Origin of the sequence: Campylobacter concisus (genome assembly GCF_002913765.1) — a bacterium.
In the GTDB taxonomy this organism is placed as follows: domain Bacteria; phylum Campylobacterota; class Campylobacteria; order Campylobacterales; family Campylobacteraceae; genus Campylobacter_A; species Campylobacter_A concisus_BB.
On sequence record NZ_PPCH01000007.1, the window covers coordinates 86,691 to 99,934 of the forward strand.

The 13,244-nt window shown below is 37.8% G+C and carries 13 protein-coding genes; 7 read left to right on the forward strand and 6 right to left on the reverse strand.

The genetic code is table 11. The annotated features are described in order from the left end of the window. Positions 1 to 20: 20 nt before the first annotated feature. The 3 genes from CYO89_RS01080 (at position 21) to CYO89_RS01090 (ending at position 960) form a co-directional block, all read left to right on the forward strand. On the forward strand, positions 21 to 242 hold the full coding sequence (locus CYO89_RS01080; protein WP_103596814.1) for a hypothetical protein: 222 nt from the start codon (positions 21 to 23) through the stop codon (positions 240 to 242). Positions 243 to 313: 71 nt separating this feature from the next. Further along, positions 314 to 760: a hypothetical protein gene (locus tag CYO89_RS01085; RefSeq protein ID WP_103596815.1), complete on the forward strand. Its 447-nt coding sequence runs from the start codon at positions 314 to 316 to the stop codon at positions 758 to 760. Beyond that, positions 757 to 960 (forward strand): hypothetical protein, encoded by a 204-nt coding sequence (locus tag CYO89_RS01090; RefSeq protein ID WP_103596816.1) that lies wholly within the window; start codon positions 757 to 759, stop codon positions 958 to 960. Before CYO89_RS01085 ends, CYO89_RS01090 begins: the two co-directional genes overlap by 4 nt. 16 nt (positions 961 to 976) lie before the next feature. Here CYO89_RS01090 and CYO89_RS01095 read toward each other — a convergent pair whose 3' ends face one another. The 3 genes from CYO89_RS01095 to CYO89_RS01105 form a co-directional block, all read right to left on the reverse strand. After that, positions 977 to 1,237, reverse strand: coding sequence for a hypothetical protein (locus tag CYO89_RS01095; protein WP_103596817.1), 261 nt, complete (start codon positions 1,235 to 1,237; stop codon positions 977 to 979). A gap of 122 nt (positions 1,238 to 1,359) precedes the next feature. Beyond that, the gene (locus tag CYO89_RS01100) at positions 1,360 to 2,790 is read right to left on the reverse strand and encodes an AAA family ATPase (protein ID WP_103596818.1); all 1,431 of its coding nucleotides are present in this window, start codon (positions 2,788 to 2,790) and stop codon (positions 1,360 to 1,362) included. Positions 2,791 to 2,821: 31 nt separating this feature from the next. Then, positions 2,822 to 3,058: a DNA-binding protein gene (locus CYO89_RS01105; protein ID WP_103567046.1), complete on the reverse strand. Its 237-nt coding sequence runs from the start codon at positions 3,056 to 3,058 to the stop codon at positions 2,822 to 2,824. 116 nt (positions 3,059 to 3,174) lie between these two features. On the opposite strand from CYO89_RS01105, the gene CYO89_RS01110 reads away from it, so the two are divergent. Then, positions 3,175 to 3,873 (forward strand): helix-turn-helix domain-containing protein, encoded by a 699-nt coding sequence (locus CYO89_RS01110; RefSeq protein ID WP_103596820.1) that lies wholly within the window; start codon positions 3,175 to 3,177, stop codon positions 3,871 to 3,873. A 467-nt stretch (positions 3,874 to 4,340) separates the two neighbouring features. On the opposite strand, the gene CYO89_RS01115 is transcribed toward CYO89_RS01110, so the two are convergent. Next, entirely contained in the window at positions 4,341 to 7,982 is a 3,642-nt protein-coding gene (locus CYO89_RS01115) for a S6 family peptidase (protein WP_103596821.1), read from the reverse strand. A 325-nt stretch (positions 7,983 to 8,307) separates the two neighbouring features. On the opposite strand from CYO89_RS01115, the gene CYO89_RS01120 reads away from it, so the two are divergent. The 3 genes from CYO89_RS01120 to nifB are packed head-to-tail and all read left to right on the forward strand — an operon-like array spanning position 8,308 to position 10,800. Continuing rightward, positions 8,308 to 9,168, forward strand: a complete 861-nt coding sequence (locus CYO89_RS01120) for a substrate-binding domain-containing protein (RefSeq protein ID WP_103596822.1) — start codon at positions 8,308 to 8,310, stop codon at positions 9,166 to 9,168. Next, positions 9,161 to 9,973 carry a 4Fe-4S binding protein gene (locus CYO89_RS01125; protein WP_103596823.1) on the forward strand — a complete coding sequence of 271 codons (813 nt, stop codon included), beginning with the start codon at positions 9,161 to 9,163 and terminating at the stop codon, positions 9,971 to 9,973. Before CYO89_RS01120 ends, CYO89_RS01125 begins: the two co-directional genes overlap by 8 nt. After that, complete coding sequence (nifB, locus tag CYO89_RS01130) at positions 9,973 to 10,800, forward strand: nitrogenase cofactor biosynthesis protein NifB (protein WP_103596824.1); 828 nt, start codon at positions 9,973 to 9,975, stop codon at positions 10,798 to 10,800. The genes CYO89_RS01125 and nifB overlap by 1 nt, the downstream gene beginning before the upstream one ends. A 417-nt stretch (positions 10,801 to 11,217) precedes the next feature. On the opposite strand, the gene CYO89_RS01135 is transcribed toward nifB, so the two are convergent. Both CYO89_RS01135 and CYO89_RS01140 read right to left on the reverse strand, forming a co-directional pair. Then, positions 11,218 to 12,567, reverse strand: a complete 1,350-nt coding sequence (locus CYO89_RS01135) for a sensor histidine kinase (protein ID WP_103596825.1) — start codon at positions 12,565 to 12,567, stop codon at positions 11,218 to 11,220. Further along, on the reverse strand, positions 12,551 to 13,210 hold the full coding sequence (locus tag CYO89_RS01140) for a response regulator transcription factor (RefSeq protein WP_103596826.1): 660 nt from the start codon (positions 13,208 to 13,210) through the stop codon (positions 12,551 to 12,553). The genes CYO89_RS01135 and CYO89_RS01140 overlap by 17 nt, the downstream gene beginning before the upstream one ends. Between the last annotated feature and the right edge of the window lie 34 nt (positions 13,211 to 13,244).

Genomic DNA, 13,244 nt, shown 5'->3' on the forward strand with positions numbered 1-13,244 from the left:
ACATAAAAAGGAGCTATACAATGTCAAAACTTACAGCAGCAGAGAGACTTCTAAAAAACGAAGAACAACTTAAGAAACTTTCAGAGCAAAGAAAGCAATTATTAAATGCTATCAAAGAAGAAAATGAGCAAAAATTTAAGGATATAGGCATAAAGATCATAAAAGCAGTTGAAACAAATGAGCAGTTTAAAATTGATTTTTTAAACCTTATCAAAGAACACAATATAGGAATAGAGTTTTAAATTTTATTAATAAATAGCAAAACGCCATAAAAATTAATGAAATGAACTGCTAGAGACTAAAGGAATAAAGAATGATGCTAGAAACATTATCAACAAATTTCGTAGATTTTATAAATTATACGTTTTCAATCTTTTCGATTATGCTTTTGACAACTGGAATGTTTTTGTCATATCCATTTTTAAGAGGCGAAATCGAAGATGAAGAAAAAAATGAAAGAGAGGCAAAGGTATTTGCTGTCGGTCTTGGTATTAGCATTTTAATGACAATGATATGTCTTTTTGTGATGATTATAACGCCTATTTATGCGATGTTTAATGGCATAAATATAATTGAATTTATAAAAGTCGCATTTAGTATCGTTGGTTACGCAAAGGACGATGGGGATGAAACTTATATTTTTTTAATGCTAATTATCCTTCTCGTCAATTTTTCAGTCATCGCTTGGATAGGTGGTTTAATAACCAGATTTTGGGGAAATAAAATTTTTATAAAAACAGATAAAGTAGAAGAAATATGATAAAAGAACAAAAGTTACAAAACCTAGTGAATAATGCTAAATATATATTTTCGTTAATTGCGCAAAGAGATAGGCTAAATTCTAATATAGCCAACTTAAAAGCGGATGTTGAAAAGGCTGGATATGAGATAGGTGAAGATGATAATGGAAAATTTCTAGCACGTAAGCTAAAAAGAAAAGTTGATAAAATTTATCTGTAAAAAGGAGCAAAATCTACTATTTATTTAAAACTATTTTTCCTTTCTTGGAAAATATGATTGTTCCATTGAAATCTTTAACTATATCGTTTAACTGCTGCAAGCTTACTGGATTAATAACTTCAATAGGGTATTGTCCAGTTTCTTGATATATCTTTCTAATTTCCAATATATCGATTGTTTTTTGAACAAGAAAAAACATTCCACAAACTGCAAGGCAAGAATAAGTAATAGATAAAAGAGTTGAGCATATTTTATAAAAATATCTAATTATAATCATTTTTGAATAACCTTCTTGATTTATTCTTTACTTGTATCAAAATAACCCAAAGTAAGTAAGGTTAAAAACGATACTATTACGACCATTAGAAAACCAATAAAAAAGATATCAACTATCATTCGTTAGCCATCACTTCTTAAAACTATTTTTAATTCATTGATAGTCTTAATTTTTAATAAAATATTTAATAGTTCATCGCCGCCAAAAAACGTCGGATACGAATTTTCCTTATCATAGTCCTTTATACATTGTTTTAACTCATTTACTAGCGGATCAAGATCGTTATTTATTATTTCAATATCTACACAATAGCCTCCTACAGATGCTCGTATTGTTGAATACCCATGTTGATCAACATTAGATATAGGCTCAATATTAACGGGAATGGCAGTTAAAAACTTTAAATTGCTTTTGTTTATAGAGAGCTGGTTGCTATTGGCTACTTTTGCACTTTCAAAATCATTGGTTGATACTTCAATTTTATGAACGTCGAAATTTACTTGTTCTGATTTTGGTGTTTTATTCATTATTCTGCTCACAAATACCTTTTTATTACAATTTTGATATCCTCTTAATCGTTTAATATCAAAAAGTTTTCCATCAAATTTGTCAAATAATTTCCAAAGCGTATTACGTCCAACCGTTTCATAGTAGTTTTTATTTGCAAGTTTTTGTATGGCTATTGCAAGATCGCTTTGACAAATTTCACCTTTTTGATCAATAATTTCTTGTGCCAGTTGTAAAGATATCTTTTCTTTGTCGCTTAGCCCAATAAAATCATCTTCAATAAATTTTAGATCTAATTCCCTGGTATCGATTAAAGCAACCATCTCTTTTGTATGGCTTCTCTTTTTCTTTGGTTTTAAGCTAACAATCATTTCATTGTCGTTGATAGAAATAGAGCTGTCACTTTCGTTTTGTAAATAGTAAGCTTCATCAACACTATCCATGAAGGCTGTAGCGCCTTTATAATTCTCATCGTTTTTATCCATTCCCTGCTTAGGTTGGTGGTGGAGGAATATAATAGTAGCACCCTTGTCTCTCAATCCTTGCAGGTCTGCCATAAATCTTGTTATATTATCATCTTTACTTAGACTACCTTTTATAAAATTTCTAATACTATCTATAATAATAAGTCGATTTTTTATTTCACCTGCTTTAAATTCTCTGTTTAACTTTTTAAATATAGTAAATCTATGCGAGCTGTTAGAGAGAATATATTTTATTTTTCCATTGCTATTATCCATAATTTTATCGACTTGCCTACTCTGTAATATATCAATGCCGTTATCAGCATCCATATAAACAATTTCATCTAGATTAACATTGTTTTTCACTAAGTAATTACAAAGATGGATAGCAAACATGCTCTTGCCTGCACCAGCACCAGCATATACCATATTTAAGCTCTGTTTTGAAAGGAAATTCGGTATCAACCATTCAAAATTAGCATTTTCAATATCCAAAGCAGTGAATTCCTTGACATTTATGATTTTATTTGATAGAATATCAGTGCTTTTGTGGGTTGTGCTATGGTGGTGGTTCCGCTTCATATCACAACCTTTTTTCTTTTACTGCAAATCATTATCTTCTTTCCTGTTCTATTAACCATTCTTTTACACTCTCCAGTCTATATAATATTCTTTTACCTATTCTTATATATGGTAAAGGAGGGATCTTTGCTTTACGTTTCTCAGTATAATTTACACTAAATCTAAGCCTAGTTTGTTTATCTATGCTTATTCCAAATAATTCTTCGAACTGCTCTGGAGTAATAAATTCATTCTTTTTTTCTATTTTTTCATCTACTACATCAATCATAAAAAGATAACCTCCTAAAAAATCTAATATCATTTTATATCTCACAACCTTATACTACTCTTAATACATTAACAAATAATTTTATATTTGCTAAAATAAATAAAAAAGGAAAATTTATGAAAACAAATGGATGCGGCGACAAACTAAGAAGATTACGCAATGCCTATGGACTTACTCAGAGTGAGTTTGGTGATAAGATCGGAATAAGTAGAGTTAGGGTAAATTCTTATGAAAATAATATAAACCCACTTCCTATACAAGTCAAATACAAAATTGCTGAAGCTACTGGTTTTGGAATTGACTACTTTGATACAGATATTGATATAGCTGCTGCAATCAGCAAATATAATATTGAAAACGACAATGGCAAGCTTCAAATAAGAGCTAATTCTGAAAGTATTTGCACAATTTATGATGATCTATATGATTTTGCAAACCAAAAAGAAAGCATTGATCCTTACTTACAAAGTATTAAAATTCTTTCAAAACTATTTAATCTATCAAAGCCACATGACTATAATTTTATTACCGTAACAAACAATAAGGCAACGCCATTCGCAACAGATGGAGATATTTTAATTATTGTAAGAGATAACACCCCAAGAGATAATACCCTCTTAGTTTTAAGAGTTAATAATGAGGTATTAATTAAGTATTGCCGTATAAACCCTTTTAATCAAAACCTTAAGTTTTTTTCAAGCAAAGATGATTTCTCCAATATTGAACTTTCTCAAAACGAACTTAATAAAATAGAAATTTTAGGATACGTCATAAACATTTTTAAGAATTATCAACCTAAATATATTGAAGAGTGATTTTAAAAATTTATTTTCTCTTTATCTGTCTGGGGTTTGGGGGCTTGCCCCCATGTTTTAAATAAAAGTCCAAATTTTGCTTTAGCAAAATTTGGTTTACCTATTGTCTATTGTTTTTAGCTCTTTTTTCAAAAAGACAATAGTATCCCTTCCTTTATACTTTCGTAAGTGTAATATATTTTTTATCAATAATAAACAGCTAATTATAAGTCTTATATAATTAATGTATAGTAAATATCATAAAGACCTATTAGATGATAAAAAAGTATTTTATAGAGTAATGATGTATTTACTTTAGATCATAAGGCTCTATTATTTGCTGAATATTATTAATACAATAGTCCTGGTGAACCCACCACCTACTTTCAAGTTTAAATTTCACCATTTTTCATTAGATCTCAAGCTTAGTTAAATTTAACTGTTTTTGCCAACGCCAAAGTGAAATTTAAATCCACTTTGACATAAATTTAAAATTTATACTCGATCTTCAAACCACCACTTATGCCGTAGTTTTTATCATTATCAAGCATGCCACTTAGCTGAGAAGAGAGGACTAAATTTTCGCTAAACTTGGTATCTGAGTTTAAAGTAAGCTTATAGCTTAGCTTATTGTTATCAAGCTTGTAATCAACATACTCGCTTGAATTATTAAGCGAAACATAAGATTTATCTTCTGAGTTATACACACTTTGCTTTACTAAAAATTGCACGCTAAATGCGTTTTTATCGCTATTTAAAGCGTATTCTACTCCCGCTGCTACAGCCACATTAAAGTCATTTACGCTCTTTTGGTCATATCGGTCATTTTTAAATCCATCAATGCCGTTAGCGCCAAACTCTAGTGCCAGTAGTGGCTTTATGCTTTGCTCAAACTCGCCACTTTTAGAGAGCGAAATTTTATATTTATAGTAGTTGCTTGAGAGGATGCCTCTGCCTTTTGTGCTAGCTTTTTGCGCCTCATCTAGGCTGCGTTTTGAGTTTATAAAGGCAAAATTTAAGTTACTTTGTATCTCGTGAGCTCCTCTTTCAAAAAGCCCATACGCACCAAAACTATAAATTTTAGCATCGTCTTTTAATACATTTGAGCTAAATTTAGCCTTGCTTACTCCAGTACTTACACCTAGGATAAACTCGTCATAACCTCTGTCATAGCCGATATTTGTACCATAAAATTTAAGGTCGCCATCGCTTTGCTTGTCCTTAAAATAAGCACCATTTACATTTGCCCAAAAGTTGTTTCTCTCCCTGCTAGCTTCTGCTGCTTCGTAAGCCATCTTCGCGCTTGGCATGATGTCACTTTCAAGTCCAGCTAGCTTAAACTGCGAGATATCAGCCTTTGCCCTTAGTTGCGTGACCTGAAATAACCTAGAGTTCATCAGCTCATTGCTGTTTTGCAAGGCTTTCATGCTCACTTTAAGCGACGAAGTAGAAATTTCTTTCATATCTTTATCTGCTTTTTGCGCTAGTTTTCTTAGTGCCTCATCGTCACCGCTTGAGATTGCTTGCACAAATTCAGGCGTGCCTTTTAGCATACTTAGGATTTTATTTTCTCTTTGGCTAAATTTAGAAACCCTCTCTTGCACTACATTGGACGAAACAGCCGGATTTTCTCCATTTTTATCACTTAGCTTCATCACGATCTTGCCGTCACTTATGGCGTAGGTCATAAACAAATCCCCAAGTTTTTGCTCGTTGTTAAAGATAGCGCCCTCATTTATGATATTTTGCGCGCTTACTAAGGTATATGTTTTATCAAGTGCCATGCCACCTTTAAGTGCTGCAGTAAAATCAACATCAAATTTCATCCCAGCACCAAGAGTTAGGACCTTTTTAAAGTCAAGTACTGGCTCATTTTCACTGCCAAAGCTCTTTATCTTTAGGCTCTTTTTTATGAGGCTATCAGGCTCAAAGCCAAGCTTTTGCGCGCCACTAACCTCTAAATTTTCTACCTCAAATTTACCATCTCCCAAGAGCACATCTTTAGCTAAAGGTGTATCTTTGCCATTTACAACCAGCTCTTTTAGCTTAGTAACGCCACCTCCTACTCTTAGCAGACTATCGCTATCCATGACGATTTTATTGTCAAATTTAACGTCTTTAACAAGTAAATTTCCACTCTGGACATCTTGTCGGTATTTTAAGCCGTCATCGTAGGTATTTGAGCCATCAAATTTATCTATATAGTGAGTTAGCTCGCCACTTAAATTTATGACCGAGTTTTTAGCCGTGATGTCACCATTTAGCTTAGCATCTTTGCCTATGGTAAGCTCTGATGATTTAAGCTTTATGCCATCTTTTGCACTAAATTTTCTCTCGTCCCAGTCAGGCTGAGAGAGTGTGGATGGGCGAGTTAGATCCATATAGGCTGGCTCGCTTAGACCAGCTGCAGCTATCTTGCTCTTTGCTAGGGGAGTTAAAACGCTAGCATCGCCAATGGCGTGTGTCTTTGGATGTCCTTGGAGCGTAACTTTGGCATTTTCTAGGTTTAAAGAACCATCAATGTCAAATCCTCCGTCAAAAACAAGCTCCTTGCCCTGCCCGCTATGTTTTAGCTCTATATTTTTATCGATGCTTGCGTGAAATATCGTATCTTTGCCACTCTCGCCGTTTATAGCAAGCGTTGCTCTTTGTGAGTTTTCATTTGTTATCTTTGCGTCGCTTGAGTTGGCTGATATGTTGTCAAAAGTCTGATCAAAGCCATTTAGATCAAGCGCTCCACCGCCATTACCAAAGAAAATTTTGTCATTTAAATTTTCATTCACGCCAAGCCTTAAGAGCCCCCTGCCACTTGTTAGATAAATTTTATCAAAGGCATTTAAAGCTCTTAGCTCAACCACGCCTTCGCCTAGCCTTAGTGGTTTGTTGCCACTTGAGCTTACTATTAAGCTGCCTTTGCCAACTTTATGCACGCTTGTGTCTGAAACGACGTTTAAATTTAAACTAGCACCCCCAGCTATGTCAAAACCTGCAAATTTCGCTATCTTGCTACCATTTGTGCTATTTAGCGTAATATCTCCGCTATTTACGACGATACCGCCATGCCCTAAGTCTAGATTAGAGTTTAGCGTGATGTTTGAGCCATTTGCGCTGCTAAATATATTATCTTTATTTTGCACTAGCGCGCTGCCTAGGACATTTACGCCACTTACTAAATTTTCATACTCTTTTTTATAGTCGTTAAAATCTCTTGCAGTAACGATAGAAGCGTAGTTTTTATTATCCTCAACTCCGGTTAAAACGCCTACTAAAACCCATTTTTGAGCTACCGTGTCATAGACAAAAAACCCAGAGCCACTATCTCCTGGCAAAAGTCTATTTCTAAAGCCTCTGTTTGAAGTCATAAATAGATAAACCCCGGGTTTGCTTACACTTGAGTAATGGCTCTTATAAACCGCAGAATACGCCACTCCTATCTCATTTACGCTTGCGCCAAGTGCGTTATTTACTATATTTTGGTGCTCAAACTCAGTAGCGCTCATCACCTCAGCAAAGCCATCTGAATCGCTCTTTGGCTTTTCAAGGGCAAGTGAGCCTGTGCCAGCCTCGTATGCAAGGATGTTCTCGCCGCTAGCTCCGCCGCTATTTTTTATCTCTCTAAAACGATCTTCTATCTTTTTTGTATTAGCCTCATCTTTTGTTTGATCTTGGCTAGAGATCTCCAAATTTGGCACATCCAAAGGATCGATCTGCCCTTCGACTATGTATTTTGAAGTGCGAAGATACGTTGTGTCTGCGCCATAAAGCTTTTGCGTAGAATTTGTTGCATATTCATAAAGTGTGTTGCCAAACCAGCCTCTGTTTTCATTAAAATTTGTAGCAGCTGAGGCAAGGAGTGTGTGATTTGCCGTCACTACAAAATTTCGTCCAAGCGCAGTAAAGTTGCCTTTATTGTTTCTTGCATTGTTGTTTGGGATCTTATTAAACGTAAATTTAGTGCCGTTTCTTTGCGTAAATTCTAGTGGTGCATCTGTGGCTTTAAATATGCCTTTATTTTGCGCAAGATCGAGGTAATCTCTATAAAAATTTGTCCCTATATCCATGACCTGAGCGTCTAAACAGCTACATAAAATGCTAGATAAAACAAGAGAAATGCTAAGATTATTTTTCAAGATAAACCTCCATTTTTAAGATAAATTCCATTTAAATCACAAGAGGCATTATATACCTTTTTAAGTCTTTTGATGATTAAAATCTTAATTATTTTTTAAACGATAAATTTACTTTAGCAAATTTACCCCTGCCCTTTTTAAATTTATCTCGATTTTTAAGCTAGCATTTGGCTATAATCACTCAAATTTAGATTGCGGTCGCAATTTACATTTGCATAAATTTACCTTCAACTACCATTTTTGCAAATTTCAAAAGTCAAATTTCACAAGTTTCGCGTGCCGAAAATATCAAATTTACATTTCTTAAATCCCAAAAGGAGATTTCGTGGAATTAAAACAAACCGGTATATCACGCCGTGGCTTTTTAAAAGGTGCTTTAGCCACAGCTGCTGCTGCCACGCCACAAACGATGCTGGCTGGCTTTACGCCATTTAAGTCTGACTCGCTTCAAGTTTGGTCGTGTGGAGGCTTGTCTGAAGCTTTTAACGAGTTAAATGCCATTTACGAGTCAAGAACAGGGCACAACATCCAATACACCGGCGCTTTTGCTGGCGCTCTTGGCAAGTCGCTTTTAGCACTTCAAAGCACGACCGAGCTCTTTGGAGCAAGGGTTTTAGAGCTTTCTAAAAAACTTCGCAAAGCTGGTCTTAGCCTCCATTTTAGGCCGCTATGCTTTACTGACTACGTCCTAGTCGTGCCAAAAGGCAATCCAGCAGGCATTCGCGACTTAAAGGACCTTGCTGAGCCAGGAGTTAGAGTGATGCTGCCTCTTAGATCATCGCCCCCTGGCAGTGGCCCAGTCAAAGGGATCTTAAAAAACTCAAACCTAACCGATGCGGTGATGAAAAACATGGTCGCAAACGGATCATGCGTCATAAATATGATGTGCGAGCTAGTTGATGGCAAGGGTGACGCTTCGATCATCGAAAAGCGCCTAACAACGCACGATAGGTTTAAAGACAAGATAGAGTATATGCCCATCGATGAAAAGCTCATCCCGCCTGGACCGCTCACTTTTACGCTAAATATAATGAAATATGTAAAAGATGAAAAGCTCGCAAATGACTTTGCAGACTTTGTTTGCGGCACTGAGGGGCAAGAAATTTTTGAAAAACATGGCTTTACCTCCATTTATTCAGCGCGTGGGCTAGAGCTTATAGAAAGGTTTGGTGTAAAAGATGTGTAGTAGCTGTAATAGCGCATGCTCTAATAGCAGTGCATGCGGCAATGTAAATTTAAAAAAGAAAAGCAAAAACTCTCCCACAACAAAGATAAGACGCCTAGTACAGCTCATCTTTATAGCAGGCATCGGTCAATGGGCGTATTACGGCATTTTTAGATGCCCTTTTGTGGTGCCATTTGTAAATTGCCAAAACTGCCCTATCATCACCTGTTGGGGGCGGATCACATCGCTGTTTTTTGGATTTTGGCTATTTATCCCAGCGCTTGTCATCCTTTTTGGTAGGGCATTTTGTGGCTGGGTCTGTCCAGCAGGCTTTGTCAATCAAATGCTTGGTAAATTTGCCTTTTTCAAGCTAAAAATCCGCAGCAAAAAGCTGATAATCGCTCAAATAGGCATACTAATTGCCATAGCAATCAGCCTTTGGGTCTATTTCGTCTGGGGCAATCCTCGCATGATGATACCTATAAGAACGAGCGACGAGTATCTAACTGCCGTTACTTTGTCACTTCGCTTTGGCGAATGGGAGTGGGTCACACGCACGGCGATCATCATCTCGGTCATGCTAGCCTCTCTAATCATAGCCAACCTTTGGTGCCGCTTCGTCTGTCCATCAGGTGGCGTGCTTGAAATTTTGCGTAAATTTTCGATATTTCGCGTCTATAAAACAAGTGCTTGTGACGACTGCGACGCATGCTTGCGCAAGTGCGAAATGGGGACAAGACCTGATGAGATAAACTGCACAAACTGCGGAGACTGCCTAAATGTTTGCCATGCAAATGCCATTAAATTTGGAAGGAAAAAGAGCTAATGATCTTTCGCACCAAAGCTGATCTAGATAACCACCCATGCTTTAACAAAAAGGCCTCCGCTAACTACGGACGCGTGCATCTGCCAGTAGCACCTCACTGCAACATCCAGTGCAACTTCTGCAACCGCATATATGACTGCGCTAATGAAAATCGCCCTGGCGTAACGGCAAAGGTGCAAACGCCAGATGAATCGGTGAAATTTCTAGAAAAGCTCTTTAAATTTAGACAAGACATCTCAGTCATCGGCATCGCTGGACCTGGCGATCCGATGTGCGATGCTGACAAGACGCTAGCGACCTTTGAAAAGTGCAAGTCCCACTTCCCAAACGCCCTGCTTTGCCTCTCGACTAATGGCTTAGCGCTACCTGAGCACGTTGATGAGATCGTGCGCCTTGGCGTGAGCCACGTGACAGTAACTGTAAATGCCGTGACGCCAGATGTTGGCTCAAAGGTCTATTCGTGGGTGAGATATGAAGGTAAAAACTACTACGGCGAGGAGGCTGCTAGGATACTGCTAGCACGCCAGGACGAGGGCATCCGCAAGCTAAAAGAGGCTGGCATGCTAGTAAAGATAAACACCGTAGTCATCCCTGGGGTCAATATAAATCACGTTCAAAGCATCTCGGCAAAGGCAAAGCAGTGGGGAGCTGACATAATGAACTGCATGGCGATGATACCGGTGCATGACACCCCTTTTGAAAATTTAAAGTCCCCTTCAACCGAGGAGATCCACCGCATTCGCAGATCGATAGGCGGCGATATAGAGCAGATGACGCACTGCAGTAGATGCCGCGCTGATGCATGCGGGAAGCTTGGCGAAAGATAGCGATAAAAGACACTAAATTTAGTGTCTTTTTGGTTTTTGGTTTTTGGTTTTTGGTTTGTAGCTTGCGTGGTTCGTGGCTTACGGCATGCATGCCTTGCAGCTCTTGGTTCTTAGTTAAATTTTGTAAAGTTATCTTAGATATTAAAGTTATAAAAGGCATAGAAAAAAGCGATTTATTCGTAGTCAGAGTGTAGAGAATTTCTTCACATTACTTTGCAAAACATCTTTTTACAAACTCTTTTTAAGCCCTTTAAATTGGCTTAAATCAGATATCTTAATACTTTGCTCAATATTCATCTATCTCATAGCCTTGATAGTTTTGTGCTTGTGAATAGACGCCGTTTTGTATGAAATTTAAATTCGCTCTTATATTTGTTTTACTCTTGTATAAATTTTGTCTTAGCAAACTACCTAAATTTATGCTTGCTTTAAATTTACAAGCTCAAATTCAGCCCAAAATTCGCTTCCAGCTCCTGCTTCGCTTTTTACGCCAAGCTTTGCGCTGTGAATTTTAGCGATATTTGCAGCGATAGCAAGCCCCAGTCCGCTACCTTTGTTTTGGCTTTTGTTTCTCGAGCTTTCAACTTGATAAAATTTATTCCAGATTAGCTCGCTATCTTTTTTAGAGATACCGACACCATCGTCTTTTACAGACAAAAGTGCGTGCGTTTTTGCGAGGGTTAAATTTAGCTCGATCTTAGCTTCTGCAAATTTTAGTGCATTGCTTAAAAAGTTATCCACCAGCCTTGAGATCATCAGCTCATTGCCTAAAATTTGGACATCTGGCGCTACAACGCAGCTAAATTTTAGCCCCTTAGCGCTTGCTAGCTTCTCATAGTCGCTGGCTAAATTTTGCAAGATAGCGCTTAAATTTATATCTTTTAGCTCCAAATTTCTGCCAGCTTCCAGTCTTGAAAGCTCCAAAATTTGATCTATCAGCGAGGTTATCTTTCTTGACTGCCTAGAGATGACCTCCAGCGACTCCTTGGCCTCGCCCAAATTTTGTGAGTAGTTTTTAGCGTAGTCGCTCTCAGCCATGATGACAGATAGCGGTGTTCGTAGCTCGTGCGAGACGTCTGAGGTGAGCTGTTTCTCGCTTTGATAGACCTTTTCTAGGGAGTCTAGCATCTGGTTAAAAACGCTTGCAAGCGCGTGCAGCTCGTCTTTGCCAGCAGGCAGGTCTATCCGCTTTGAAAAGTCTTTACTACTGCCTATCTCAAGCGCAGTTTTAGACATCGTAGCGACTGGTTTCATCGCATTTTTTATCGTTTTATAGCCACCGTAAAGCACAAAGAGAAATAAAACTGGCACAAAAACGCCAAGCGCTAGTAAAAATAGCCTCTCTTTTTTAAAAAATTTCTCCGCATTTATCACGCCTCTGACCCAGACCCCTTTGCCTCTAGCTGCGATATCGTAATAGTAAAAGCGGTTTTCGCCGTTTTCAAAAAGGCGCACTGCACCGCTATTCATTTTAAGTGAAATTTGAAAGTGTTTTGGTGCTAGACCACCGATCACATCGCCTTTTGCGTTATATTTTATAAAAAATATCCCATCATCGTATGGCTCAAACTCATCCATATCATTGGCTATTTTGGTGACTGATTTGGCTAGCTTTTTTTGGCTCACGTCCTCAAAAACCTCATCCGCCACGACCGCCGAGATAGCAATGAGAGCCGCCACGATAACTATGATAAAAAACGAATACCAAAGCGTTATGCGCGCGGTTATCGGGATGTTTGCAAGTGCTTGTTTAGTCTTTAACAACATAACCAAGCCCTCTTTTAGTCTGGATCACCTCGCACTCGCCAAGCTTTTTTCTTATGTTTTTTATAAGCACGTCGATGACGTTTGAGCCGCCCGTGTAGTCAAAGTCCCAGACGTGCTCTTTGATCTGGTCGCGAGTTAAAATTCTGCCCTTATTTAGCATTAAAAACTCTAAAATTTCATACTCTTTGCCGGTGAGATCGATCTGCTCGCCGCTAAATTCGACTGACTTTTTAGAAAGGTCGATCTTGAGCTCACCTGCGTAAATTTCACTAGCCACGTTGCCGCTGTTTCGGCGAATGAGCGTGCGCACTCTAGCTAGCAGCTCCTTAAAGTCAAATGGCTTGACCAAGTAGTCATCCGCACCCGCGTCAAGCCCCTTTACAACGTCGTCTACATCGTCTTTTGCCGTTAGTATCAGCACAGGGGTCGCTAGCTTTGCGGCGCGCGATCTTTGCAAAAATGTAAGTCCGTCCATCACTGGCATCATAAGATCAAGCACGATGAGATCGTAGTGCGCCACGGCGGTAAAGTCCATCGCCTCCTCGCCGTTTAACGCGCTATCGACGCTATATCCATTTTTCTTTAGGTGCCTTGTGATGACGTTATTTAGGTCTATTTCGTCCTCGACGACTAAAATTTTCATCCCTGCCTTACCTGCCTCACTTGGTTTTGCCAGC

Excerpts from the sequence above, each read along its gene's own strand:
- CYO89_RS01135 (WP_103596825.1), bottom strand. The coding sequence starts at position 12,567 with ATGTTGTTAAAGACTAAACAAGCACTTGCAAACATCCCGATAACCGCG.
- nifB (WP_103596824.1), top strand. The coding sequence starts at position 9,973 with ATGATCTTTCGCACCAAAGCTGATCTAGATAACCACCCATGCTTTAAC.
- CYO89_RS01125 (WP_103596823.1), top strand. The coding sequence starts at position 9,161 with ATGTGTAGTAGCTGTAATAGCGCATGCTCTAATAGCAGTGCATGCGGC.
- CYO89_RS01100 (WP_103596818.1), bottom strand. The coding sequence starts at position 2,790 with ATGAAGCGGAACCACCACCATAGCACAACCCACAAAAGCACTGATATT.
- CYO89_RS01085 (WP_103596815.1), top strand. The coding sequence starts at position 314 with ATGATGCTAGAAACATTATCAACAAATTTCGTAGATTTTATAAATTAT.
- CYO89_RS01090 (WP_103596816.1), top strand. The coding sequence starts at position 757 with ATGATAAAAGAACAAAAGTTACAAAACCTAGTGAATAATGCTAAATAT.
- CYO89_RS01140 (WP_103596826.1), bottom strand. The coding sequence starts at position 13,210 with ATGAAAATTTTAGTCGTCGAGGACGAAATAGACCTAAATAACGTCATC.
- CYO89_RS01110 (WP_103596820.1), top strand. The coding sequence starts at position 3,175 with ATGAAAACAAATGGATGCGGCGACAAACTAAGAAGATTACGCAATGCC.
- CYO89_RS01095 (WP_103596817.1), bottom strand. The coding sequence starts at position 1,237 with ATGATTATAATTAGATATTTTTATAAAATATGCTCAACTCTTTTATCT.
- CYO89_RS01105 (WP_103567046.1), bottom strand. The coding sequence starts at position 3,058 with ATGATTGATGTAGTAGATGAAAAAATAGAAAAAAAGAATGAATTTATT.
- CYO89_RS01080 (WP_103596814.1), top strand. The coding sequence starts at position 21 with ATGTCAAAACTTACAGCAGCAGAGAGACTTCTAAAAAACGAAGAACAA.